Source organism: Variovorax sp. FW301-JW7 (genome assembly GCF_058788795.1).
Genome location: NZ_JBYTBC010000014.1, coordinates 14,589 through 40,141 on the forward strand (window position 1 = coordinate 14,589; position 25,553 = coordinate 40,141).

The 25,553-nt window shown below is 71.0% G+C and carries 19 protein-coding genes; 16 read left to right on the plus strand and 3 right to left on the minus strand.

All coding sequences use genetic code 11. The features are described 5' to 3' along the window. Positions 1–7 precede the first annotated feature (7 nt). From AC3WQM_RS28025 to AC3WQM_RS28065, 9 genes are all read left to right on the plus strand, one after another. A complete protein-coding gene (locus AC3WQM_RS28025) occupies positions 8–931 on the plus strand; it encodes an ABC transporter substrate-binding protein (RefSeq protein ID WP_492683283.1) in 924 nt (307 codons plus the stop codon). 12 nt (positions 932–943) lie between these two features. Continuing rightward, positions 944–1,870: an ABC transporter substrate-binding protein gene (locus AC3WQM_RS28030; RefSeq protein ID WP_492683284.1), complete on the plus strand. Its 927-nt coding sequence runs from the start codon at positions 944–946 to the stop codon at positions 1,868–1,870. 19 nt (positions 1,871–1,889) lie between these two features. Continuing rightward, positions 1,890–2,933: an LLM class flavin-dependent oxidoreductase gene (locus tag AC3WQM_RS28035; protein WP_307583628.1), complete on the plus strand. Its 1,044-nt coding sequence runs from the start codon at positions 1,890–1,892 to the stop codon at positions 2,931–2,933. Between the two features lie 119 nt (positions 2,934–3,052). Beyond that, positions 3,053–4,003, plus strand: a complete 951-nt coding sequence (locus AC3WQM_RS28040; RefSeq protein ID WP_492683285.1) for a sulfurtransferase — start codon at positions 3,053–3,055, stop codon at positions 4,001–4,003. A 129-nt stretch (positions 4,004–4,132) separates the two neighbouring features. After that, a complete protein-coding gene (locus AC3WQM_RS28045; RefSeq protein ID WP_492683286.1) occupies positions 4,133–5,344 on the plus strand; it encodes a YeeE/YedE family protein in 1,212 nt (403 codons plus the stop codon). A gap of 165 nt (positions 5,345–5,509) precedes the next feature. Further along, positions 5,510–7,099: an ABC transporter substrate-binding protein gene (locus AC3WQM_RS28050; protein WP_492683287.1), complete on the plus strand. Its 1,590-nt coding sequence runs from the start codon at positions 5,510–5,512 to the stop codon at positions 7,097–7,099. A 13-nt stretch (positions 7,100–7,112) separates the two neighbouring features. Then, the gene (locus AC3WQM_RS28055; RefSeq protein ID WP_492683288.1) at positions 7,113–8,078 is read left to right on the plus strand and encodes an ABC transporter permease; all 966 of its coding nucleotides are present in this window, start codon (positions 7,113–7,115) and stop codon (positions 8,076–8,078) included. A 19-nt stretch (positions 8,079–8,097) separates the two neighbouring features. Then, on the plus strand, positions 8,098–9,039 hold the full coding sequence (locus AC3WQM_RS28060; RefSeq protein ID WP_307638254.1) for an ABC transporter permease: 942 nt from the start codon (positions 8,098–8,100) through the stop codon (positions 9,037–9,039). Then, positions 9,036–10,799 (plus strand): dipeptide ABC transporter ATP-binding protein, encoded by a 1,764-nt coding sequence (locus AC3WQM_RS28065; protein WP_492683289.1) that lies wholly within the window; start codon positions 9,036–9,038, stop codon positions 10,797–10,799. Before AC3WQM_RS28060 ends, AC3WQM_RS28065 begins: the two co-directional genes overlap by 4 nt. A gap of 7 nt (positions 10,800–10,806) precedes the next feature. On the opposite strand, the gene AC3WQM_RS28070 is transcribed toward AC3WQM_RS28065, so the two are convergent. The 3 genes from AC3WQM_RS28070 to AC3WQM_RS28080 all read right to left on the minus strand — a co-directional run bounded on the left by AC3WQM_RS28070 (position 10,807) and on the right by AC3WQM_RS28080 (position 16,470). After that, a complete protein-coding gene (locus AC3WQM_RS28070) occupies positions 10,807–12,705 on the minus strand; it encodes an esterase/lipase family protein (RefSeq protein ID WP_492683290.1) in 1,899 nt (632 codons plus the stop codon). Next, positions 12,702–13,715, minus strand: coding sequence for an Lnb N-terminal periplasmic domain-containing protein (locus tag AC3WQM_RS28075; RefSeq protein ID WP_492683291.1), 1,014 nt, complete (start codon positions 13,713–13,715; stop codon positions 12,702–12,704). Before AC3WQM_RS28075 ends, AC3WQM_RS28070 begins: the two co-directional genes overlap by 4 nt. A gap of 61 nt (positions 13,716–13,776) precedes the next feature. After that, positions 13,777–16,470, minus strand: a complete 2,694-nt coding sequence (locus AC3WQM_RS28080) for a bifunctional acetate--CoA ligase family protein/GNAT family N-acetyltransferase (protein ID WP_489056831.1) — start codon at positions 16,468–16,470, stop codon at positions 13,777–13,779. A 318-nt stretch (positions 16,471–16,788) separates the two neighbouring features. Between AC3WQM_RS28080 and AC3WQM_RS28085 the strand changes: the two genes are divergently transcribed. From AC3WQM_RS28085 to gspE, 7 genes are all read left to right on the plus strand, one after another. Beyond that, positions 16,789–18,150 carry a homoserine dehydrogenase gene (locus AC3WQM_RS28085; protein ID WP_492683292.1) on the plus strand — a complete coding sequence of 454 codons (1,362 nt, stop codon included), beginning with the start codon at positions 16,789–16,791 and terminating at the stop codon, positions 18,148–18,150. Positions 18,151–18,265: 115 nt separating this feature from the next. After that, the gene (gene gspG / locus AC3WQM_RS28090) at positions 18,266–18,697 is read left to right on the plus strand and encodes a type II secretion system major pseudopilin GspG (RefSeq protein WP_489056829.1); all 432 of its coding nucleotides are present in this window, start codon (positions 18,266–18,268) and stop codon (positions 18,695–18,697) included. A 69-nt stretch (positions 18,698–18,766) separates the two neighbouring features. Next, the gene (gspK, locus tag AC3WQM_RS28095; RefSeq protein WP_492683293.1) at positions 18,767–19,717 is read left to right on the plus strand and encodes a type II secretion system minor pseudopilin GspK; all 951 of its coding nucleotides are present in this window, start codon (positions 18,767–18,769) and stop codon (positions 19,715–19,717) included. Beyond that, positions 19,714–20,910, plus strand: coding sequence for a type II secretion system protein GspL (gspL, locus tag AC3WQM_RS28100; RefSeq protein ID WP_492683294.1), 1,197 nt, complete (start codon positions 19,714–19,716; stop codon positions 20,908–20,910). Before gspK ends, gspL begins: the two co-directional genes overlap by 4 nt. Further along, positions 20,907–21,512 (plus strand): type II secretion system protein M, encoded by a 606-nt coding sequence (locus AC3WQM_RS28105; protein ID WP_492683296.1) that lies wholly within the window; start codon positions 20,907–20,909, stop codon positions 21,510–21,512. The genes gspL and AC3WQM_RS28105 overlap by 4 nt, the downstream gene beginning before the upstream one ends. Beyond that, a complete protein-coding gene (gene gspD / locus AC3WQM_RS28110) occupies positions 21,509–24,112 on the plus strand; it encodes a type II secretion system secretin GspD (RefSeq protein ID WP_492683297.1) in 2,604 nt (867 codons plus the stop codon). Before AC3WQM_RS28105 ends, gspD begins: the two co-directional genes overlap by 4 nt. Then, positions 24,109–25,551, plus strand: coding sequence for a type II secretion system ATPase GspE (gene gspE / locus AC3WQM_RS28115; RefSeq protein ID WP_492683299.1), 1,443 nt, complete (start codon positions 24,109–24,111; stop codon positions 25,549–25,551). The genes gspD and gspE overlap by 4 nt, the downstream gene beginning before the upstream one ends. Positions 25,552–25,553 lie beyond the last annotated feature (2 nt).

Below are 25,553 nucleotides of genomic sequence, written 5' to 3' on the forward strand. Positions count from 1 at the left end.
CGCTTTCATGACCCATCGACGCCTTCTCCTGTCCGTTCTCCTGGCGGCCTTGCTGCCGATCGCCGCCACGGCCCAGACCGCCCCGGCGCCCGACCTGAGCCCCGAGCAACCCGGCCGTCCGCGCGCGCAGAAGATTGAAGAGGCCGTGCGGCTCGCGAAGGACTTCAAGTTCCAGAAGGAAGGCGTGCTCGTCGTCGGCACCACCACCGGCCGGCTGCCGTTCGCGGCCTACGCCACCGACACCAAGACACCCGTGGGCAACGCGCCCGACATCGCGCAGCTCGTGGCCGACAGCCTGGGGCGCAAGCTGGAGCTGGTGTCCACCGCCTGGGCCGACTGGCCGCTGGGCCTGCAGTCGGGCAAGTTCGACGTGGTGGTGTCCAACGTGACCGTCACCGAGGAGCGCAAGGAGAAGTTCGACTTCTCGACCTACCGCAACGACCAGCTGGGCATCTACGTGAAGTCGGACAGCAAGCTCGGGCCCATCAAGGAGCCCAAGGACATCGCGGGCCTGAAGCTCATCGTGACGGCCAGCACGAACCAGGAGCAGATCCTGCTGCGCTGGAACAAGCAGAACATTGCCGCCGGCCTCAAGCCCATCGAGATCCAGTACTACGACGACGATGTGGTGCAGCGCCTGGCCATCCAGTCGGGCCGCGCCGACGCCTACGTGGGCCCCAACGCCATCGCGGCCTACGAGGCGCGCGACGGCAAGACCCGGCTCGCGGGCCTGGTGTCGGGCGGCTGGCCGCTCAACGCCGAGATCGCCGTCACCTCGCGCAAGGGCTCGGGCATTGCCGAGGCCGTGACGCTGGCGCTCAACACGCAGATCAGGAACGGCAACTACGGCAAGGCGCTGTCGCGCTGGAACCTGGCGTCCGAAGCGATCGAGGTGGCGCGCACCAACCCGCCCGGCCTGCCGAAGAACTGAGGGGAGGGGACCATGTCGCTCAAGAAAAAACTGGGGGCGCTGGCCACCCTCGGGCTGATGGCGTTCGCGCCGGCGCACGCCGCCGACACCTTCGACTTCAGCCCCGAGCAGAAGGGCCGCCTGCACACCGGCAAGGACGCCGAGGCCGTCAACGCCATTCCACCCAGCTTCAAGTTCGTGAAGGAGGGCGTGCTGACCATCGCCATCGCGCCGTTCGCGCCGCCGATCTCCACCTACGCCACCGACGCGAAGACGGTGGTGGGCTTCGACCCCGACTTTGCCCACCTCATCGCCGAGGCGCTGGGCCTGAAGCTGGAGCTGCGGCCCGTCGCCTGGGCCGACTGGCCGCTGGGCCTGAGCTCGGGCAAGTACGACGCCGTGATCTCCAACGTGGGCGTGACCGAGCAGCGCAAGGAGAAGTTCGACTTCTCGACCTACCGGCTCGGCCTGCACGGCTTCTACGTGCGCACCGACAGCGCCATCCAGTCGATCAAGGAGCCGAAGGACGTGGCGGGCCTGAAGCTCACGACCGGCGCCGGCACCAACCAGGAGCGCATCCTGCTCGAGTGGGACCGGCAGAACGTGGCCGCGGGCCTGAAGCCGGTGTCGATCCAGTACTACGACGACGATGTGACGCGCTGGCTGGCGGTGACGACGAAACGCGTCGATGCCAACTTCAACCCCAACGCACCGCAGGCCTACGAGGCCGCGAAGAACGGGCAGCTGCGGCTGGCCGGCACCGTGAACGCGGGCTGGCCGCTGAAGTCGGACGTGGCCGTGGCCACGCGCAAGGGCAGCGGGCTGGCGGTGGCGCTCACCACCGCGGCCAACAACCTGATCCGCAACGGCACCTACGCCAAGGCGCTCGCGCGCTGGCGTCTGGCCGAAGAGGCGCTGCCGAAATCGGAGGTCAACCCGCCGGGGTTGCCGAAGTTCTGACCCTGCGAGCGACACGACCATGACCATCCACCACATCGGTTTCCTCACGCCCGGCAACTACGACGAGGCCGACCCGCACGCCGGCCTCGAAGCCGCGCTGCGGCTCTTTGAATTCGGCGAGCGGCGCGGCTTCGACAGCGCCTGGGTGCGCCAGCGCCACCTGGAGCGCGCCGTGTCGTCGGCACCGACCTTCCTGGCCGCCGCCACGCAGCGCACGCGCCGCATCGAACTCGGCGCGGCCGTGATCCAGATGGGCTACGAAAACCCGTTCCGGCTGGCCGAAGACCTGGCCACCGTCGACGTGCTCTCGCGCGGCCGCCTGCAGGTGGGCCTGAGCGCGGGCGCGCCGCCGCACGGCGCCTTGCTGGGCGGGCGCTTCCAGGACGCACCGCCGGCCACGGTCGACTTCACGCACAAGCGCGTGGCGCGGCTGCGCGCCAACCTCGAAGACGTGCTGCTGGGCGACGAAGACACGGTGGTCGAATCCGCCGGTGGGCGCGTGCGTCCGCGCGTGCAGCCCTATGCACCCGGCCTCGTCGGGCGGCTCTGGTACGGCGGCGGGTCGCTGCGCTCGGCCGAATGGGCGGGGCGCAACGGCTTTCACCTGCTGCTAGGCAACGTGCTCACGGGCGAGACCACCGACGATTTCCTCGAGGCGCAGACCGGCCTCGTCGAACGCTACCGCGCCAGCGAAGTGCCGGGCGCGCGACGTGGACGGATCGCGCTGGGCCGCGTGATCGTGCCGCTCGACGGCGCCGATGCCGCCACGCGGCGGCGCTACCGCGCGTTCGCCGCGGGCCGTGTCGAGCGCACGCTGTCGCCGCAGGGCGAACGCCGCACGCTGTTCGCCGGCGACCTCGTGGGCAGCGCCGACGAGATCCTGGAGCGCCTGCACCGCGACCCGGTGCTGCCGCTGGTGAGCGAGCTGCGCGTGGAGCTGCCCTACAACTTCGACAGCGAGGCCTACGAGCAGATCCTGGACGACCTGGCGGTGCGCATCGCGCCCGAACTGGGCTGGCGCGTGCGCGCCGAGCTGCCGCATGAAGCGCTCGCGGTCGCCTGAGCCTCAGACGCTTTGCGCATGCGCTTATCGCAAACGCTTCGTTGGTGATCGCGGGTGGCCTGCCTAGAGTTCGCTCTGATCTGTTTCAGATGTCTTCCATTCAACACAAGGAGTCCCGCATGTCGATCTTCAGCAGATGGTGGCGCGTTGCGTCCCTCGCCACGCTGACCTTCCTGGCCACCGCACCGTCGGCCTTCGCGCAGGCTTCGGCCGACGGCAGCGGCCCGCTGGTCTCCACCGACTGGCTCGAGAAGAACCTGCGCAACCCCAAGCTGCGCGTGATCGAGGTCAGCGTGAACCCGGGCCTGTACGAGCGCGGCCACATCCCGGGCGCGGTGAACTTCTCGTGGCACAACGACCTCAACGACCGCGTGCGCCGCGATATCGTGAGCCAGGCCGAGTTCGAGAAGCTGCTGTCGTCGGCCGGTGTCGACAAGGACACCACCGTGATCCTCTACGGCGACACCAACAACTGGTTCGCGGCCTGGGGCGCCTGGGTGTTCGACCAGTACGGCGTGCAGAACGTGAAGCTGCTCGACGGCGGGCGCAAGAAGTGGGAGGCCGAGAACCGCGTGCTCGACAACCGCGCGCCCGAGCACGTCGCCACGCGCTTCAAGGTGACGCAGCCCAACCCGCAGCTGCGCGCGCGGCTGGCCGACGTGCTGGCCGTGGCCGAGGGCCGCTCCGACGCGAAGCTGGTCGACATCCGCTCGGCCGACGAGTACAGCGGCAAGATCTTCGCGCCGGCCGGCGCCGCCGAACTGGCGGTGCGCGCGGGCCACGTGCCCGGCGCGGCCAACGTGCCCTGGGGCCGTGCGGTGAACGAAGACGGCACCTTCAAGTCGGCCGCCGAGCTGAAGGCGATCTACGCGGCCGTGGGCATCGACGGCAGCAAACCGGCCATCACCTACTGCCGCATCGGCGAGCGCTCGAGCCACACCTGGTTCGCGCTGCACAAGATCCTGGGCTACAAGAACGTGCGCAACTACGACGGCTCGTGGACCGAGTACGGCAACGCCGTCGGCGTGCCGGTCAACAACCCGGCCGGCACGGTGTGGGCGTCCAAGTGAATGAATGAGTTGAGGTGAGATGAGTTCGAGGTGAGTCGGCGTTGGAGGGGCCTCGCGGCCTCTCTGATGAGCGACATTGGGCGAGCCCTCGGGCTCGCTTTTTTTTGGTCAACACAAAAGGACCGAGGCATGTCCGCTTCGTCAATCAACGCGGCGCCTGCGCCGCTTTCCCGCACAGGCCTGGCCGCTGCGGTCGTCGTGTTGTTGCTGGTCGCCGCCGGCGTGCATCTGCTCGGCGAGCGCAGCGGCGGCCGTGCGCTGGCCTTCGCGCTCGGGCTGGGCGCGGTGCTCGGCGTGGTGCTGCAGCGCTCGCGCTTCTGCTTCTATTGCCATGCGCGCGACTACTTCGAGGGCGGCGACGCACGCGGCCTGCTGGCCATCGTGGCCGCGCTGGCGGTCGGCACCGTGGGCATGCACGTCGTCATGACGGGCTGGCTGCCGGTGCCGCAGCCGGGGCGGTTGCCGCCCGATGCGCACATCGGGCCGGTCAGCGGCGCGCTCGTGCTCGCGGGGCTGGCCTTCGGCGCGGGCATGGTGGTGTCGGGCTCGTGCATCAGCGCGCACTGGTACCGGCTGGGCGAAGGCTCGCCGACCGCGCCGTTCGCGCTGCTCGGTGCGGGCGCGGGATTCCTGCTCGGCTTTGCGAGCTGGAACTGGCTCTACAGCGCCACCATCGCCACCGCGCCCGTGGTGTGGCTGCCGCATCACCTGGGCTATGCGGGCTCGGCCGCGCTGCAGCTGGCGGTGTTCGCGGCGCTCGCGGCCTGGCTCTGGCGGAAGCTGCCGGCGGGCGAGGCGGCGTCGCCCACATCGCACAGCTTCATCGACGCCGCGCGCCGCCTGCTGCACGGGCGCTGGCCGTATGCGTGGGGCGGGCTCGCGGTCGATGCGATCGCCGTGATCGTGGTGCTGCGGCTGCGTCCGCTGGGCGTGACAGCGGCGCTCGGCAGCGCCGCGCGCGACCTCGGCAATGCGCACGGCCTGCTGCCGCAGCGGCTGGACGGCCTCGACGGTTTCGGTGGCTGCGTCACGGCGGTGGTCGAAAGCCTCTGGCAGACGCCCAACGCGCTGCTGGTCGGTGGCCTCGTGGCTGGCGCACTGGCCGCGGCGTTGGCGAGCGGGCAGTTCAAGCCCGCATGGCCCACGGTGGGGCAGGTCGTGCGCGGCCTCGGCGGCGGCGTGCTGCTGGGGTGGGGCGCGATGACCGGACTGGGCTGCACGGTCGGCAACCTGCTGTCGGGCACGATGGCCGGCGCGCTGTCGGGTTGGGTGTTCGGTGCGAGCGTGCTGCTGGCGGTGTGGGGTGGATTGCGATTGAAGCGGCTGGCGACGAGGGCTTAACGCCCTGTTCATCGTCACGCGGCAGACACCGCATTTCCATATGCGGAGTCCTTCTTTCGGGACGGCGCGGGGCAGGGCACAGTCCCCCACGCACAGGCACAGGACGACGCCGCCCCGCGCGGTCGTCCGCCTGTCTTCTCTTCCAAAGAACACCCGAGGGATTCCATGCTCCGACCACTCCTGACCGCGGCTCTGCTGGCCGCCGGCCTGCTACAGGCGCCTGTTGCCGCCGCCGAAACCGTGCGATGGGCGCGCAGCGCCGACCCCGCCACGCTCGATCCGCATGCGGTCAACACCGGCACCAACTTCGGGTTGCTGCACCAGATCTATGAGCCGTTGATCCTGCGTGGCGCCGACAGCAAGCTGCAGCCCGCGCTGGCCACCTCGTGGAAGCTCACGGCCGACCCGACGGTGTGGGAGTTCAAGCTGCGCCCCGGCGTCAAGTTCCATGACGGCGCGCTGCTCACGGCCGACGACGTGGTGTTCTCGCTGCAGCGCGCGCAGGCGCCGAGCTCGGCGCTCAAGTCGCTGCTGTCGTCGGTGGCCGAGGTGAAGAAGGTCGATGCGCTCACGGTGCAGGTCAAGACCAAGGGCCCGAACCTGATCTTCCCGAACAACCTCACGAACCTCTTCATCCTCAACGAGGCTTGGGCCCGGGCGAACAAGGCCGAGCAGTCGCAGGACGTGGCCAGCAAGACCGAGAACTTCGCCACCCGCAACGAGAACGGCACCGGCCCCTACGTGCTGGCCTCGCGCGAGGTCGATGCGCGCACGGTGCTCAAGCAGTTCCCGCAGTACTGGGGCCGCGGCCAGTTTCCGCTGGACGTGACCGAGCTGGTCTACGTGCCGATCAAGTCGCCCGCCACGCGCGTGGCCGCGCTGCTGTCGGGCGAGGTCGATTTCGTGCAGGACCTGCCGGCGCAGGACGTGGGCCGGCTCAAGGCCGACAAGCGCCTGCGCGTGACCGAAGGGCCCGAGAACCGCTCGATCTTCCTGGGCCTGAACGTGGGCGCGAAGGAACTCAAGTACGCCGACGTGAAGGGCAGGAATCCGCTGGCCGACCCGAAGGTGCGCGAGGCCATCGGCCTGGCCATCGACCGCGACGCGATCAAGGCGGCGGTGATGCGCGGGCTGTCGAACCCCTCGGGCATCATCGTGCCGCCGTTCGTGCACGGCTACGAGAAGGGCTTCGCGGCCTACCCGAAGGCCAACGCGGCGCAGGCGAAGAAGCTGCTGGCCGAGGCCGGCTACCCGAACGGCTTTGCGATCACGCTGCACACGCCGAACGACCGCTACGTGAACGACGAGGCCATCGGCACGGCGGTGTCGGGCTTTCTCGGGCGCATCGGCATCAAGACCACGGTGGCGGCGCGCCCGATCGCGCTGCACAGCACCGCCATCAACTCGGCCGACACCGACTTCTACCTGTTCGGCTGGGGCGTGCCGACCTACGACTCGGCCTACATCTTCGATTACCTGGTGCACACGCGCGGCAAGGACGGCCGCGGCCCGACCAACGCCACCGGCTACAGCAACGCCGAGGTCGACGCACAGATCGCATCGCTCGCGGCCGAAAGCGACAAGGCGAAACGCGACGCCACCATCAAAAGCATCTGGCAGACGGTGCAGAAGGAGCGCATCTACATCGCGCTGCACGACCAGGTGCTCAACTTCGCCTCGACCCCGAAGTTGGACATTCCGGTCAGCCCCGACGGCAGCGTGTTCTTCAAGAACGTGAAGGTAGCCAAACCCTGACTACACACACCTCATGTGGGTTCATCTCTTACGCCGGCTCGGCCAGTCCGTGCTGGTGCTGCTGGCGGTGTCGTTCGTGTCCTTCCTGGTGTTCCGCCACATCGGCGACCCGACCATCAGCCTGCTCGGCGAAGACGCCACGCTGGAAGAGCGCGCCGCGCTGACGGCCGAGCTGGGCTTCGACGGCCCGGTTCCGGTGCAGTACCTGCGCTACGTGGGCCATGCGCTGCAGGGCGACCTGGGCGTGTCGTACCGGCTCAAGCGGCCGGTGGTCGAGCTCATCGCCGAGCGGTTGCCGGCCACGCTCGAACTGGCGCTGGTGGCGGCCGTGCTGGCGGTGGCGGGCGGCGTGGCGTTGGGCGTCTACACCGCGATCCGGTGCGACAGCGTGGCGAGCCGCGCGGTCATGGCGGTGTCGCTGGTCGGCGTGTCGCTGCCCACCTTCCTGATCGGCATCGGGCTCATCTACCTGTTCGCGGTCGAGCTGCGCTGGCTGCCCTCGTTCGGGCGCGGCGACACGGTGCAGCTGGGCGGCTGGAGCACCGGGCTGCTCACGGCCTCGGGCTGGGCCTCGCTGCTGATGCCCGCGCTGACGCTGGGCCTGTACAAGCTGACGCTGATCATGCGGCTGGTGCGCGCCGAGATGCTGGAGGTGCTGCGCGCCGACTACATCCGCTTCGGCCGTGCGCGCGGGTTGCGCGAGCGCGACCTGAACTACGGCCATGCGCTGCGCAACACGCTGATCCCGGTCATCACCATCACTGGGCTGCAGATCGGCTCGCTGGTGGCCTTTGCCATCGTCACCGAGACGGTGTTCCAGTGGCCGGGCGTGGGCCTGCTGTTCATCACCTCGATCCAGGGGGTGGACGTGCCGGTGGTGGCGGCCTACCTGCTGCTGATCGCGCTGCTCTACGTGGCGATCAATTTCATCGTCGACCTGCTGTATGTGCTGGTCGATCCGCGCCTGCGACGCGCCTGACTCCTTCTTGTTTTTCCGAATGACGCTTCCTTCCCCGACCGGCGCCCCCGCGCCGCGCCGCTGGCGCAACGCCGAGTCGCCCGTGCTGCGCGCCTTCGCACGCTCGCGCACCGTGCAGCTGGCCGCCTTCGTGCTGCTGCTGGTTGCCCTGGCCTCGCTGTTCGCACCGTGGATCGCGCGGCAAGACCCCTTCGACCCAGCCGTGCTCGACCTGATCGATGCCTTCACGCCGCCGGGGCAGCAGGGCGCCTCGGGCGCGTTCTACCCGCTGGGCGCCGACGACCAGGGGCGCGACGTGTTCTCGGCCATCCTCTACGGGCTGCGCATGTCGCTGCTGGTGGGCGTGAGCGCGGTGGGGCTGTCGCTGGCCATCGGCGTGCCGCTCGGGCTGGCGGCGGGCTATGCGGGCGGCTGGTTCGACACGCTGGTGATGCGCGTGGCCGACGTGCAGCTGACCTTTCCGGTGCTGCTGGTGGCGCTCTTGATCTTCGGCATTGCGCGCGGCCTGCTGCCCGAGGGCTACCGCGACGACATGGCGGTGTACGTGATCGTGGCGGCCATCGGGTTGTCGGAGTGGGTGCAGTACGCGCGCACGGTGCGCGGCGCCGTGATGCTCGAGAAGCACAAGGACTACGTGGCCGCCGCGCAGATCATCGGCCGCTCGCGCACCGGCATCCTGGTGCGGCACATCCTGCCGAACCTGCTGGCGCCGGTGCTGGTGATTGCCACCATCAGCTTCGCGCTGGCCATCGTGGCGGAGTCGACGCTGTCGTACCTGGGCGTGGGGCTGCCGCCCACGCAACCGTCGCTGGGCACGCTGATCCGCATCGGGCAGGGCTTCCTGTTCTCGGGCGAGTGGTGGATCCTGCTGTTTCCGGCGCTGGTGCTGCTGGCGCTGGCGCTGTCGGTCAACCTGGCGGGCGACTGGCTGCGCGACGCCTTGAATCCGAGGCTGCAATGAGCGCGCGCGACCCATCGCCATCGCCCCACGGTGAAACACCCGTGCTGCGGGTGCGCGGGCTGGACGTGGCCTTCGACATGCACCGGGGCACGGTGCAGGTGCTCAATGGCGTCTCGTTCGAGATCGCACCGGGCGAAATCCTGGGCGTGGTCGGCGAGTCGGGCGCGGGCAAGTCGATGGTCGGCGCGGCCGTCATCGGGCTGGTGCCGCCGCCGGGGCGCATCGCGGGCGGCACGGTCGAGCTGCATGGCGAGCGCATCGACACGCTGCGCGGCGAAGACATGCGCCGCGTGCGCGGGCGCCGCATCGGCAGCGTGTTCCAGGACCCGCTGACCAGCCTGAACCCGGTCTACCCGATCGGACGGCACCTCATCGAAACCATCCGCACGCACCTGCCCGTGAGCGAGCAGGAGGCACGCCGGCGCGCGCTGGCGCTGCTGGCCGACGTGGAGATTCCCGACCCCGAAAGCCGCATCGACCAGTACCCGCACCAGTTCTCGGGCGGCATGCGCCAGCGCGTGGCGATTGCGCTCGCGCTGTGCGCCGAGCCGCAGCTGCTGATTGCCGACGAGCCCACCACCGCGCTCGACGTGTCGGTGCAGGCGCAGGTGATCCGCGTGTTCCGGCGCGTCTGCCGCGAGCGCGGCACTGCCGCGATGCTCATCACGCACGACATGGGCGTGATCGCCGAGGCGGCCGACCGCGTGATGGTGATGTACCAGGGCCGCGTGCTCGAGACCGGCCCGGTGCGCCAGGTGCTCGACCACCCGCGCGAGCCGTACACGCGCGCGCTGATGGCCGCGATTCCTTCGGTGCACGACAGGCTGCATCGGCTGCCGGTGCCGGAGATCGGCGCGGACATCGCCGTGGCCGCCGCGTTGCCGCCCGCGCAGGCCGAGACCGTGGCTGCGCCAGAATTGGCCGACAGCCCGCCGCTGATCCGCGTGCAGGGCTTGTCGCGCGAGTTCGATCTTTCGGCCGGCTGGCTCGTGCGCACGCTGGCACGCCAGCCGAAGAAGGTGCTGCACGCAGTCGACAGCGTGAGCTTCGACATCGCGCGCGGCCGCACCTTCGGGCTGGTCGGCGAGTCGGGTTCGGGCAAGTCGACCGTGGCGCGCATGATCGCCGGCCTCACGCGGCCCACGGGCGGCAGCGTGCATTTCGACGGCATCGACCGCTGGGGCGACGCCGCGCAGACGGCCGCGCTGCGCCGGCGCTTCCAGATGATCTTCCAGGACCCGCACGCCAGCCTCAACCCGCGCTGGCGCGTGGACCGCCTCATCGCCGAGCCGGTCGAGGTGCTGGGCCTGGCCGCCAGCGCCGACGAAACCGCCGAGCGCGTGGCTCAGGCGCTGCGCCGCGTGCGCATGTCGCCCGACGACGGTCGGCGCTACCCGCACCAGTTCTCGGGCGGCCAGCGCCAGCGCATCGCCATCGCGCGGGCGCTGGCCAGCCAGCCCGAGTTCATCGTCTGCGACGAACCGACCTCGTCGCTCGACGTGTCGGTGCAGGCCCAGGTGCTGAACCTCATGCGCGACCTGCAGGACGAGTTCGGCCTGACCTACCTGCTGATCAGCCACAACCTCGCCGTGATCCGCCACATGTGCGACGACGTGGGCGTGATGCAGCGCGGGCGGCTGGTGGAGCAGGGCAGCGCGGCCGAGGTGCTCGATGCGCCGAAGCACGCCTACACGCGGGCGTTGATGGCGGCGGTGCCGGACATGCGGCACGCACCGGCGGCCGTGCTCGCCACGGCATGAAGTGCCCTCAGGGCACGCGCTGCAGCTGCTCGCGCAGGATGCGCCGGATCTCCAGGATCGCCAGCGGGTGCTCCTGCACGCTGTGCGCCGACGGAATCACCAGCTCCGACACCGCGCCGTCGAGGTGCGCGCTGGTGTAGGGCACGATGCCGTCGCTCGACTCGGCCAGCGGCAGGCCGGGCCTGTCGTTGCCGATGATCGAGTGGTAGCGCACCTTCGGGCTCAGCGGCAACCCGGACGACAGGCGCACGAACGCATCGCGGTCGCTGAGGTTGTCGATGCTGTTGGGAATGCGCAGCGGGCCCATGTCCTGCGAGCTGGGCGCCACGCGCATCAGCTCGCGCGAGATGTCGTTGAGCTGGCCCAGCATCGCCACCGGCAGCGTGATGAGGTTGGCCACCCAGCGCGAGATGCGCTTGTTGGCGAACGAGGTGCCGCGGTGCGGCGACGCGATGAAGATCGCATCGCTGACCTGGGGCAGCGGCTCGAAGCGCAGATAGGGCCCCAGCCCTTCCTCGATGCGGCGGCGCTGCGCGGCCGGCATGGGGTAGCCCTCGCGCAGCGCGTCCCACAGCACGTCGCCCGACGACGACACCAAGAGGCGCGAGAGCACGCCGCCCATGCTGTGGCCGATGAGCGTGAGGTTGCGCGAGGCCTCGGCGCGGCCCTGCGGATCGAAGTGCGCCAAGGTCTGCGTGATGGCTTCGCGGATGGCCAGGTTGTTCAGCGGCAGCGGCGCGTTGGTGGGGTAGTACACCTGCCAGATCTGGTAGCGGCGGCGCAGCGTCTCGTCGCCGAGCACTTCGTTCGCCACGTTGATCCACGCCTCGGGGCTGCTGGCCAGGCCGTGCAGCATGACGATGGTGCGGCGCTTCGGGTCGTAGGGCTGCATCAGGTAGATGTGCGGCCGGGTCAGGCCCTCGGCGCCGCCGAACAGGCTGCGCAGCGCCTGCAGCGCGAAGTCGGAGCGGGCCAGCCACAGGCCGTAGCCCGAGGTGAAGTTGGCGGCCAGCGGAATCTCTTCGCCGGCCAGTCGGATCGTGCTGGTGCGGTAGGGGTCGAACACGGCGATGCGCAGCGTGCGCGTGGCCAGCACGTCCTGCAAGGTGGCGCCGTCGAACTGCAGCAGCGCGGTGAGGGCGGGGAAGGGCGTTTCGCTGAAGGGCGGGGCGTTTTCGTCGGCTTGCGCCGCGGTCGGACGGTCGTCGCCCGCGGCCACCAGCTCGGCGCCGAAGCCGTCGCGGCGGTAGATGTTGCGCAGGCCCGAGAAGGTCAGCGAGGCGGCGGGAATCAGCTCTTTCGGCGGGGGCGCGTCGGGCGCGAGCTGCAGCGCCGACAGGTCTGCGTCGATGCGCCAGCCGCTCACCTGCGGAATGGCGGCCACCGATGTGTCGCCCTTGCGGTAGCGGCTGAACAGGCCGGTGATGGCGCGCTGCACCGCGTAGTTGTAGTAGTCGCGCACCTGCGTCTGGCGGTCTTCGAAGGCGCGGTCGCGCGGGTTGCGCGCCGTGTGGAACAGGTAGGCGTAGGCGTGGCGCGCGGTTTCCAGCCAGGCTTCGATGGCTTCGGGCGCCATGGGCTGCGCGGCCGAGCCGCCGTCGCCGCCCGCCAGCGCGAGCTGCAGCCACACCTCGGACAGTGCCGACATGCGTTGTTCGTCGCTCAGGCCGGCGGAGGTGGCGAGGTTCTGGCGGCAGGCACGGCCGTCCTTGCGGCACTGGTCGGCATCGGAACCGATGACGCGCAGCACCTCCTGTGCCGAGCTGCTGAGCTGGCCGGTGGTGAGCACGTCGCCGCGCCGCTGCGCCAGGTAGTCGGCCGGCGAGATGGTGCCGACGGTGACGCCCGCGCAGCCGGTGAGCAGCGACAGCGCGAGCAGCAGCGCGGGGAAGCCGAAGCGCCTCATGGCGCCACGCCCGGCAGGCCCTGGCGGATCGCCTGCGAGAAGTTCACGCCGGGTTGCTGGTCGGTCGCGATGGCCCGGTCGGTGATGCGGCCGCCGGCGCGCAGCGCGTCCATGCCCAGGCCGGGCGTCAGGCCGCCCACGTCGTGCAGGTACTCGGGCAGGTAGCCCGAGGCCAGCAGGCGGTAGTCCATCGGCAGGCCGGGCACGACGTGCCGGGCGAGGCTGTAGACGATGGTGGTGCAGTTGGCGGTGAGCGTGTTGTAGAAGCTCGGCGCACGCGCCAGCGCGTTGGCCTCGCCCACGTAGCCCAGGAACAGCGAACGCATTTCGGCCTGCGGCAGGTGCACGCGGTACATGTAGACGTCTTCGCCGCGCACGTTGGTGCGCACGCGCAGGATGTCGTGCTCGTCGGCGGCCACGAGGCTGTTCTCGAATTGCTTGAAGAAGCCGCCGATGGACGAGAAGCTCTCGCCGCGCTCCTTGCGGATCTCGATGGAGAAAGTGACGAACTGGCCGTCGTCGAAGCCGAAGGACACCAGCGTGTGGGCGATGGCCGGGCCGGTCCAGTACGACAGCGACACGTCGACCGAGCGCAGGCGGTCCAGGTCGTAGCGGCGCGTGTCCCAGCGCACGGTGTAGTCGGTGTCGCTGCGCCAGTCGAAGTTGCGCACGTTCTCCATCGTGACCACGCTGCCCTCGACGCGCGGCGTCAGGTAGCGCGCCACGTCGTCGGCCCATTCGCGGTTCTGCGAAGGCAGGATGGTGTTCCACCAGCCGAGCAGCATGGCGAAGCCGATGGCATACGACAGCAGCGGGCGGGCGGCCTTGCCGCGCCACACGCGCACGATCGCCGCCAGGCCGAAGAGACCCCACAGCACCATCGCGCCGACCTTGAGCGGCGTTGCCACCGGCAGCTGGTACCAGAGGGCCGCACAGGCCCAGGCGGCGGACAGCAGCAGGGCGAAGCTCACCAGCAGACGGCCGAGGGAGCGCAGGAGGATTCGGAGCATGAAGAAACGCGGAGGTGGAGGGCGGCCGATTCTCGTCGAGTTGCAGCCGCCCACCGGCGGGCTACAGCGGGTAGGTCACCAGCTTGAAGTCCGGGTCCTCGGGGAAGGACTTCACCGTGAAACCCAGCCGCCGCACCAGCTTGAGCATGTCGGGGTTGCCGGCCAGCACCAGCCCGTCCATTTCGGAAAGGCCGCGGTCGCGCGCCACGTCGATGATGCTTTCCATCAGGCGCGAGCCGATCCCCTTGCCGCTGAACTCGTCGGCCACCACGAGCGAGAACTCGCAGCTGGTCTGGTCGGGGTTGGTGATGTAGCGCGACACGCCCACGATGCGCTCGGTTTCGAGCACGGTGCCGTCGGGCGCAGTGCTGCGTTCCATGATGGTGGCGACCAGCGCCATCTCGCGGTCGTAGTCGATGAGCGTGAAGCGCGACAGCATCGACGGCGGCAGCTCGTGAAAGCGCGAGACGAAACGGAACCAGCGGCTTTCGGGCGACAGGCCCTGCACCAGCGCCTGCAGCATCTGCGCGTCGTTCGGATGCACCGGCCGCACCACGTACGCGCCGCCACCGGGCAGCGGCCATTCGCGCCGGTAACGCGCGGGGTACGGCATGATGGCCAGGTGCTGGTAGCCGTTGCCCACCGGGCCCGCCACAGCCTGCGTGCTGCTGTCGACCACGATGCGCGCATCGACCGACACCGCGCCGTGCTCGTCCACGATGATGGGGTTGATGTCCATCTCGCGCAGCTCGGGCAGCTCGCACACCATTTCGGACACGCGCAGCAGCACGTCCTCGATGGCCTCCATGTTCACGGGGTTGGCGCCGCGCCATTCGCCCAGCGTCTCGGCCACGCGCGAGCGCTCGATGAGGTGGCGCGCCAGGAACTGGTTCAGCGGCGGCAGCTCCATGGCGCGGTCGTTCATGAGCTCGATCATGGTGCCGCCCGCGCCGAAGACGATCACCGGGCCGAAGGGCTGGTCGGTGACCAGGCCCACGTAGATCTCGCGCCCGCGCCGCGCGCGCACCATCTTCTGCACGGTCACGCCGTTGATGCGGGCATCGGGCGCCAGGCGCGCCACGCGCTCCATCATCTCCAGGTAGGTGTCGCGCGCGCTGGTGCCGTTCATCACGTTCAGCGCCACGCCCTCGACGTCGGACTTGTGCGAGATGTCGGGCGAGTCGATCTTCAGCGCCACCGGAAAGCCCAACTGCGTGGCGATCATCATGGCCTCGTTGGCGCTGCGCGCGAGCAGGGTGCGCGTGATCGGGATGTGGAAGCACGACAGCAGCGACTTCGACTCCATCTCGGTCAGCACCTTGCGCCGCTCGGCCAGCACGCTCTCGATGAGCAGGCGCGCGCCGTCGATGTCGGGCTTGGCCAGCGCCGACAGCGGCGGCGGCGTCTGCTGCAGCAGCTGCTGGTTCTGGTAGAAGGCCGCGATGTTGCCGAAGGCGCCCACGGCCGCCTCGGGCGTGCGAAAGCTCGGGATGGTGGCCTCGGCCAGCACGGCCCGCGCATTGCCCACCGAGGCATCGCCCATCCAGCACGACAGGAGCGGCTTGGGCATGGGGCGCGGAATGTCGGCCAGCGCGCGCGCCGTGGCGGCCGCGTCGACGCCGGCCTTGGGCGAGAAGATGGCGAGCACGCCGTCGATCTGGCTGTCGGCCGAAGCCGTGTCGATGGCGGCGCGAAAGTGCGCGGGCGTGGCGTCTTCCGAGAGGTCGATGAGGTCGGTGAGCGAGGCCAGCGCGGGTAGCGAGGGCTGCAGCAGCTTCTGCGCGGGCGCCGAAAGGCGGCCCAGGTCCAGCCCGATCTCGTTGATCCAGTCGGCCGCGAGCACGCCGGGGCCGCCACCGTTGGTGACCACGGCCAGCCGCTTGCCCACCGGCCGGTAGCGCGAGGCCAGGCACTTGGCGGCCGAGAACAGCTCGACGAAGGAGCGCACCCGCACCGCGCCCGCGCGGCGCAGGGCGGCATCGAACACGTCGTCGCTGCCCACGATGGCCGCGCTGTGCGTCTGCGCGGCCTCGTTGCCGGCCGGCTTGCGGCCCGCCTTGAGCACCACCACCGGCTTGGCGTGCGAGGCCGAGCGCAGCGCGCTCATGAAGCGGCGCGCATCGGCAATGCCTTCGAGGTACACGATGATGCTGTGCGTGCTCGAATCGTTGGCCAGGAAGTCGAGCACCTGCGGAATGTCGACCGAGGTGTGCGGCCCGAGCGACACCACGCTCGAGAAGCCCACCCCGTTCTGCCGCGCCCAGTCGAGCATCGAGGCCGTGAGCGCGCCCGACTGCGACACCAGCGCCAGCGGCCCCGTGCGCGCGAGCGGGCCGGCCACGCTGGCGTTCAGGTGCAGCGGCGGGCGCTGGAAGCCCAGCGAATTCGGGCCCAGCAGGTGCACGCCTTCGCGGCGCGCGATCTTGCGCCACTGCGCGGCCTGTTCGGCGGCGATGCCGGTGGAGATGACCACCGCCGCCTTGCAGCCGATGCGGCCCGCGATTTCGAGCGCGGCGGCCACGTCGCGCGGCGCCAGCGCGATCAGCGCCAGGTCGGCGTGCGTCTGCGCCAGCTCTTCGAGCGTGCCCTGGGTGCGCACGTCGAGAAAGCGCAGGGTGCCGTCGAAGCGGTCGGCGCGGAAGGCTTCGCGCAGCGTGTGGCCCAGGGCGGTCTGGCCGCCCGGATCGCTGGGCTGGCCGACGAAGGCCACGATCGACGCCGGGGCGAACAGGGGGGTCAGGAAATGCTTGTCCATGCCCTAGTTTGCCCGGATCGGGGCGTGCCGCAAGCACCGCGTGTACACTCGCCGGCTCATGTCGTGCCTTTCACTTTCCCCCGTTGCAGCATCCAGCGCCGCCGTTGTCGGCCGCACGATGCCGTTCGCCGCCTGCGTGCGAACGAGCGACGCAGTGAATGCACGAATGATTACCACCATGACCGCCGCGGCCCCCTGAGCACGCGCAGGGTGGCCGCTCCGGCAGCCACCTGGTGTCTCTTCTCCCGAATGAACGAAACCCAGCTGGCAGCTGGGTTTTTTGTTTTTGTCCTGTTCGTTCGTTGTTTGGAGAAGCCCATGTACCGCGATCCCGTCTCGTCCTTCCTGCCCCAGCCCAGCCATCCTGCGGCCATTCGCCCCCTGCGCGTCGGCATGATCGGCATCGGCACCGTGGGCACGGGCACCTTCCGCGTGCTGGCCCGCAACCAGGCGCTCATCGCCGCCCGTGCCGGGCGCGGCATCGAGGTGACGGTGGTGGCGGCGCGCAACCTCGCGCGGGCCCAGGGCATCGTGGGCGAGGGCGTGGCGCTCACGGCCGACCCGATGCAGGTGGCCACCGACCCCGATGTCGACGTGGTGGTCGAGGTGGCCGGCGGCACCGGCCCGGCGCGCGACTGGGTGCTGGCGGCCATTGCGCACGGCAAGCACGTGGTCACGGCCAACAAGGCGCTGCTGGCCGTGCACGGCCCCGAGATCTTCGCCGCCGCCAGCGCGCATGGCGTGGCCGTGATGTACGAAGGCGCGGTGGCGGTGAGCATCCCCATCGTGAAAGCGCTGCGCGAGGGCCTCACGGCCAACCGCATCGAGTGGGTGGCGGGCATCGTCAACGGCACCACCAACTTCATCCTGAGCAAGATGCGCGACGAGGGCCTGGACTTCGGCGACGCGCTCGCGCAGGCCCAGGCACTGGGCTATGCCGAGGCCGATCCGGCCTTCGACATCGAGGGCGTCGACGCCGCCCACAAGACCGCGCTGCTGGCCGCCAACGCCTTCGGCATGCCGGTGCGCTTTGCCGATGCGCAGGTCGAGGGCATCACCGCGCTGCAACGTGTTGACGTGGCCTGCGCCGAACAGCTGGGCTTTCGCGTCAAGCTGCTGGGCGTGGCGCGCCGACGTGAAGAGGGCGTGGAACTGCGCGTGCAGCCCGCGCTGGTGCCGGCGACGCACCTGCTCGCGCAGGTGAACGGTTCGATGAACGGCATCATGGTCAAGGGCGACGCGGCGGGCGTCACGATGTACTACGGCGCAGGCGCCGGCTCGGAGCAGACCGCCTCCGCCGTGATCGCCGACCTGGTCGACGTGGCGCGCCTGGACGGCACCCACGCCGGCCAGCGCGTGCCGCACACCGGCTTCCATGCGCATGCGGTGCGCGAACTGCCGGTGCTGCCGCGCGCGGCCGTGCGCAGCGCGCACTACCTGCGCGTGCCGGTGCAGGCGGCGACCGACATCGCGGCCGTGGCCGACCTGCTGGCCGCGCAGCGGCTGCCGGTGGGGCAACTGGTGCTGGCGAACGGGCCGGCGGAGGTGGCGCCGCAGGTGCTGGTGATCACCGAGTCGGCGCTGCAAAGCGCGGTCGATCTGGCGCTGCATGCGTTGCAGGCCAGCTCCTTCGTGGCAGGCCCTGTGATCGCACTGCGCGTCGAAACTCTCGACGACTGAGAGGCTGTCACCGAACTCCCGAGGATTTTCAATCGGACTGACATGCGCCGCTGCGAGGATGGCCCGCAGTGCTCGTCGTTGTCCTTGTGAAGTCTTTTCCCGGGAGTTGTGGAACATGGCCGCCCGTTCAATCCGTCGCCGTGCCGAGCGGGCTTTCACCCTCATCGAGCTGATGGTGGTGCTGGTCATCATCGGCGTGCTCGCCGCGCTCATCGTGCCGAGCCTGATGGACCGCCCCGACCAGGCCCGCGCCACCGCGGCCCGCCAGGACGTGGCCGCGATCATGCAGGGGCTGAAGCTCTACCGCCTGGACAACGGCGCCTACCCCAGCGCCACGCAGGGCCTGCGCGCGCTCGTCGAGAAGCCGGCCACGGGCAAGGTGCCGACGAACTGGCGCACCTACCTCGAACGCCTGCCCCAGGACCCGTGGGGCAATGCCTACCAGTACCTGAACCCCGGCACGCACGGCGAGGTCGACGTGTTCTCGCTGGGCGCCGACGGCGAGCCCGACGGAGAAAAAGCCAACGCGGACATCGGCTCCTGGTAGCGCGGGAACGGCACCGTGGGCGCGATGGCAGGGATCGGAACAGGCCGCCGGCAACGGCGCATGCGCGGCATGGCGGTGATCAGCGCCTTGCTGATCGTCGCGGTGATCGCTGCGCTGGCAGCGGCGCTGCTCGGGCGGCAGTCGGCCTTCATCCGCACCACGCAGGGCGAACAGTCGCGCGTGCAGGCGCGCTGGCTGCTGCGCGGCGAGCTGGGCGCGGCGCAGCGGCTGCTGCGCGCCGAGGCCGTGCGCGAGCCGACCACGCGGCTGGACGGCCTGTGGACCCGGCCGTTCGCCGGGCCCGTGGCGGGGCAGGTGGCCGCCGAGGGCGCGCGGCTGCTCAGCGAGATCAGCGACGAGCAAAGCAAGTTCAACCTGCGCAACCTCGTCGACCGGGGCCGCATCGACCCGGCCGAAGCGGCCGTGTTCCAACGGCTCTGCACCATGACGGGCGTCTCGCAGGCCCAGGCTCAGGCGCTCATGCGGCGCGTGGTCGGCAGCATCGCCGACCCCGAAGGCGAAGCCGCGCAGACGATGCCCGATGCGGCGGCCGACACCATGGCAGCGACGTTGGGCCTGCCGCCGGCGTTGCCGCGTGCCCCGCAGGCCCCGCGCCCGCGCGTGCTGGAAGACCTGCTGGCCGTGCCTGGCGTCGATGCCGGCGTGATCGCGCGGCTCGCGCCTTTCGTCACGCTGCTGCCGGCGCGCACCTGGATCAACGCGAACACGGCCAGCGCCGAGCTGCTCGCGGCCGGCGTGCCCGGGCTGGCGCTGGACAAGGCGCGTGCGCTGCTCGCCGCGCGCGACCGCGGCCAGTGGTTCATCAACCGCGGCGACTTTGCGAACCGGCTCCAGATGCCCGCGCTCGACGAGCGCGACGTGCGCATCGGCATCGACAGCAACTGGTTCCGCGTGGCCAGCGTGCTCGACACGCCGCGCACGAAGTTCGTGCAGGTGGCGCTGCTGCAGGACGACAAGACCGGCGTGCCGCGCGTGGTCTGGCTGCGGGAGGGCGTGTGAGCGCACTGAAGGTCGATCGCCTGCGCCTGCAACTGCCGCCCTGGCCGGGCGAGGGCGCCACCGATCCCGTGGATGCCGAAGTGCACTGCGGCTGGCGCGCGGCTGACGGCCAGTGGCATGACGGCGGCGCGCTCGCGCTGGGCGCCGTGGCCGGCCGCTTCGAGGCGCGCCATCTCGAGGTCGCGCTGGCGCCGGGCGAGGTGGCGCTGGCGAGCTTCGCGCTGCCGCCGCTGACGGGGCGGCACCTGCATGCGGCGGCGCTCGGGGCCATCGAGCCCTGTGCGTTGCAACCGATCGACGCGCTGGCGGTGGGCATCGGTCCGCGCGGGGCCGACGGCACGGTGCCCGCCGCCTGGATCGCGCGCGACGCGATGGCGCGCTGGCTGGCGCTGCTGCGGCGGCACGGCATCGCGCCGCGCGCGCTGTGCCTGCCGACCGCCTTCCTGCCGACGCCGGCCGAGGGCTGGACAGGCCTGCAACTGGACCGCTGGCTCGTGGTGCGCACCGGCGCCGGCGCGGGCTTCATGCAGGCGCTGCCGCACGGCGCGGACCGCGACACCGCGCTCGCGGCGCACGTGACGACCGGCGAGGCCGCGCCACCGGTCGTGCACTGGACGGCGCAGGAGGAGGGCGACCCGGCGCGCTGGTCGGGCGAGGGCTGGCGCTGGGCGCTGTCCGCGAGCGACCCCGCGCAGGCGCACGCGGGCGTGGCGGCGCTGCTGCGGCCGGCGGCCTTGTGGGGTTGCATGGCCGCGCTGGTGTGGACGGCCGGTCTCCAGGTGCATGCCCACCGGCTGGCGACGCAGGGCCAGGCCCTGAAGCGAGAGATGGCCGCGCGGGTCAAGGCCGCGTTTCCCGAGCTGCCCGTGGTCGTCAACCCCGTGCAGCAGGCGCGCCAGCAGAAGGAGGCGCGGGCGGGCCAGGCACCGCAGGCCGCGGTCGGCGGCGACTACGCGGCGCTGTCGCGCGCGGCGGTGGGCTTGCTCGCGCAGCTGCCGGCCGGGCAGGTCCAGGCGCTGCACTACACGGCGGGCGAGCTGCGCATCCGCTGGCGCGAGGGCGCGGCGCCGAACACCGAGGCGCTGCGCGTGCTGCAGGCGCAGGCGCGCGAGCGAAGCCTGTCCGTCGACCCGGAGGCCGGCGCGCTGCGCATCACGCCGGCCACGGCCCGCGCAGAGAAGGACACCCCGTGAACCTGTCCCGAAGGGGCGCTGTCTTCCTCGACCCCGCGCGGCGAATGGCACGCGAAGCGGTCGGGCGCTGGCGCGGGCTTCCCGCACGCGACCGCCTCGGCGCGGGCGTTGCACTGTTGATCGTGGTGCTGGCGATCCTGTGGCTGGGCCTGGCCCGCCCCGCGCTCGACACCGCCGCCCGCTGGCAGCGCGACCTGCCGAAGCTGCGGGCCCAGTCCGCCGAACTCGACACGCTGCTGGCCGACGTGCCCAGCGACCATGCCACACCCGACACGGCAGCAGGCGGCATCGACGCCGCCCTCGATCGCGCCGGCCTGCGCGGGCACTACCGCCTGCACGACGCCGTGGCCGATGGGCCTCTCGCAGCCGGGAGCCCCGTGCAGCCCGCCCGCGCGTGGCGCGTCGAATTCCCGGAGCCCGTGCCGGCCGCGCAGGTGTTCGCCTGGCTCGTGGCGGTCTCGGCGCGCCGTGAGCTCGAGATCACAAGGGCGCAGCTGGCGCGCATCGACAGTCCCGACGACGACAGCGAAGGCACGCCGCAGGGCCGCGTGCGCGGCGCGGTGGCGCTGCAGTCCACACAACTCACCAAGGATGGCCAGTGACACGAGATCGAAACGGCGCGGCCCTGCGCCGATGGACGGCGGCATGCTGCCTGGGTGTCTTCGCGATCGCCGCCAGCGCCGCGACCCCATCGCCGCCTGCCAAAACCGCGCCGCGTGCCGGTGCCGAAGAGCGCGTGGTGCTGAACTTCGTCGATGCCGACATCACCTCGGTGGTCTCGGCGCTGGCGCGGTTCCTGGGCCGCAACTTCCTGTTCGATCCGCGCGTGAAGGGGCAGATCACGCTGGTCTCTGAAGGCGAGGTGCCGGCCGCCACCGCCCACGGCATGCTGGCCTCGGCGCTGCGCATGCGCGGCTTCGCGATCGTCGACGTGGGCGAGGTGAGCCGCGTCGTGCCCGTGGCCGACGCCAAGCAGCAGGGCGGCTCGGTGAACGCGCGCAGCCCCGGCGGCGGGCTCGCGACGCGCACCTTCCGGCTCAACTACGAGAACGCCGAGGCGATGGTGCCGGTGCTCAAGCCGCTGGTCGCGGCCGAGAACAGCATCGCGGCCTACGCCGCCAACAACACGCTGGTGGTCACCGACTACATCGACAACCTCGAGCGGCTGGCACGCATCATCGAGAGCATCGACACGCCGACCGCGCTCGACGCCCAGCTGGTCAAGCTGCGCCACGGCATCGCGACCGACATCGCCGCGCTGGCCACCGAGCTGCTCGAAGGCAGCGGCGAAAAGGGCCGGCGCGACATCGTGGTGCTGGCCGACCCGCGCTCCAACAGCATCGTGATCCGCTCCAGCAGCCCGGGCCGCACGGCGCTGGCGCGCGAACTCATCGGCAAGCTCGAGAGTGCGCAGGGCGACCCGGGCAACCTGCATGTGGTCTACCTGCGCAACGCGCAGGCGGTGCACCTGGCGAACGTGCTGCGCGGGTTGCTCACGGGCGAATCGGGCGACCAGAGCGCCACGGGCGGTGGCGGCAGCTCGGTGCGCGCCGCGCTGGGCGCGGGCGGCATGCTCGGCGGGGCGGGGGCGGGGGCGGCGAATGGCGGCGCAGCGAATGGTGCATCGGCCACTGGCAGCCAGCCCGCGACCGGCAGCGCCACGGCAAGCACCGCCGGCAAGTTCGGAGGCCTGCGCGGCACGGCCGGCGGCGCCAACGGCCAGGCACAGGGCGCGGCAGGCGGCACCGGCGGCACGTCCACCGCGTTCTCCAGCGGCGGTGTCACGGTGCAGGCCGACGCCACCACCAACACGCTCATCATCGCGGCGCCCGAACCGATGTACCGCAGCCTGCGCAGCGTGATCGACCTGCTCGACCAGCGGCGCGCGCAGGTGCTGGTCGAAAGCCTGATCGTCGAGGTCACCGAGCGCGACGCGGCCGAGCTGGGCATCCAGTGGATGGCCGGCGGCAACAACGGCCGCGTGCGCGGCGGCACCAACTTCGGCGGCGCGGGCCTCAACGCCAACGCGCGCACCACCATCGACGCCATGCCGCGCGGCCTGAACATCGGCGTGGTCGACGGCACCATCAACCTGCCCGGCGTGGGCGAGGTGCTCAACCTGAAGGTGCTGGCGCGCGCGCTGCAGGCAAAAGACGGCGCCAACATCCTCTCGACGCCGAACATCCTCACGCTGGACAACGAACCCGCCTCGATCATGGTCGGCAAGACCGTGCCCTTCGTGAGCGGCCAGTACATCACCAACGGCAACAGCAGCACCAACCCGTTCCAGACCATCCAGCGAGAGGACATCGGCCTGAAGCTCAACATCCGGCCGCAGATTTCCGAGGGCGGTACGGTCAAGCTCGACATCTACCAGGAGGTGTCGAGCATCGACGAGCAGACCTCGGGCGCGGCCGGCATCGTCACCAACAAGCGCGCGCTCGACACCAGCATCCTCGTGGACGACGGCCAGATCATGGTGCTGGGCGGGCTGATGGAAGACAGCGTCGCCAACGGCACCGAGGCCGTGCCGGGCCTGGGCTCGCTGCCGCTGCTGGGCAACCTGTTTCGCTACGACAAGCGCCAGCGCGTCAAGACCAACCTCATGGTGTTCCTGCGGCCCTACGTGATCCGCGACGCCAACGCCAGCCGCGGCCTCACGCTCGACCGCTACAACTTCATGCGCCTGCAGCAGGGCCGTGCACGCCCGATGGCGCACGGCCTGCTGCCCGACAGCGGCGCGCCGTTGCTGCCGCCGGCCGACCTGCCCAGCCTGCGGCAAGCACCCGAGGTCGACCTGCGCCCCCAGAGCTGGGAGCACACGCGCGAGCAGCCGCCGCCGCCCACCGCCACGGCCAGCGCGGTGCGCCAGGCACCCGCCGCAGCGCCGCCGCCACCCCCGACGCAGCGCTCGCGGCTGCCGACGGGCGTGACGGTCGAGTCCGACCCCGCCGCGCTGTACGGCGGCGCCAACGACAAGGTCACCGTGGTGCAGTTCGCCGACACGAAGACCGAGCAGGAGGCGCTGCGCATCGTGCAGCGCGTGCGCGTGAGCGGCATCGGCGCCTACATCGTCGGCGGCCCGGGCGGGGAGGGTGCGATGGTGCGCGTGGACGTGCCGCGCGAGCCGCAGGCCGTGGACAACACGGTCGCCGTGCTGCGCGAGCTGGGCTACCGGCCCGAACGGATGGTGACGCCATGAACACGGCCCGCGCCGACACCGCCTTGCCGCAGGCCTGGGCCCGCAGCCAGCGCGTCGCGGTGCAGCGCGACGGCGAGGAGGCCTTCCTGGCGGTCAGCCCGCGCACGCCCGGCTGGGCCGTGGTCGAGGCGCGCCGCCTGCTGGGCGCGCTGCCGCTGCGGCAGGTGGGCGACGACGACATGGAGCGCCTGCTCGCCGAGCGCCAGGCCGAATCCGGCGACGCCGCCTCGGTGGTCGGCGCGGTGGAGCAGCAGGTCGACCTGGCGCGGCTGATGCAGGACATCCCGGCCGTCACCGACCTGCTCGACGCGCAGGACGACGCGCCCGTCATCCGCATGATCAACGCGCTGCTCACGCAGGCCGCGCGCGACGGCGCGAGCGACGTGCACCTCGAATCCTTCGAGACCCATTCGGTGGTGCGCTTTCGCGTCGACGGCACGCTGCGCGACGTGGTGACGCCGCGCCGGGCGCTGCATGCGGCGCTGATCTCGCGCATCAAGATCATGTCGCAGCTCGACATCGCCGAAAAACGCCTGCCGCAGGACGGGCGCATCACGCTGCGCGTGGGCGGTCGGCCGATCGACGTGCGCGTGTCGACCGTGCCCACGGCGCATGGCGAGCGCGCCGTGCTGCGGCTGCTCGAGAAGGACGCCGGCCGACTGCGGCTCGAACGGCTGGGCATGGCACCCGACACGCTGGCCGAACTCACGCGGCTGGTGCGCCAGCCGCACGGCATCGTGCTGGTCACCGGCCCCACGGGCAGCGGCAAGACCACCACGCTGTACGCCGCGCTGGGCCAGCTCGACCTGGGCACCAGCAACATCCTCACCGTGGAAGACCCGGTGGAGTACGACCTGCCGGGCATCGGCCAGATCCCGGTGCACGCCAAGATCGGCATGACCTTCGGCGCGGCCCTGCGCGCCGCGCTGCGGCAGGACCCCGACAACCTCATGATCGGCGAGATCCGCGACCTGGAAACCGCGCAGATCGCCGTGCAGTCCTCGCTCACGGGCCACGGCGTGCTGGCCTCGCTGCACACCAACGATGCGGTGTCGGCCGTCACGCGCATGGCCGACATGGGCATCGAGCCCTTCCTGCTGTCGTCTTCGTTGCTGGGCGTGCTGGCGCAGCGGCTGGTGCGCTGCCTGTGCCCGGCCTGCAAGGCGCCGCGCGTGCAGGACGACGGCCGCACGGTCTACGTGCCCGTGGGCTGCGCGGCCTGCGGCCACTCGGGCTTCAAGGGGCGTACTGGCATCCACGAACTCTTCGTGGTGCACGACGACATCCGCCGCCTGATCCACGAAGGTGGCGACGAGCAGGCCATGCGCGCCGCCGCCGTGCGCCACGGAATGCGCTCGATGCGCGAGGACGGCCAGCGCTGGGTGCGCGAGGGCGTGACCACCGCCGAGGAAATCCTGCGCGTCACGCGCGACGCCTGAGC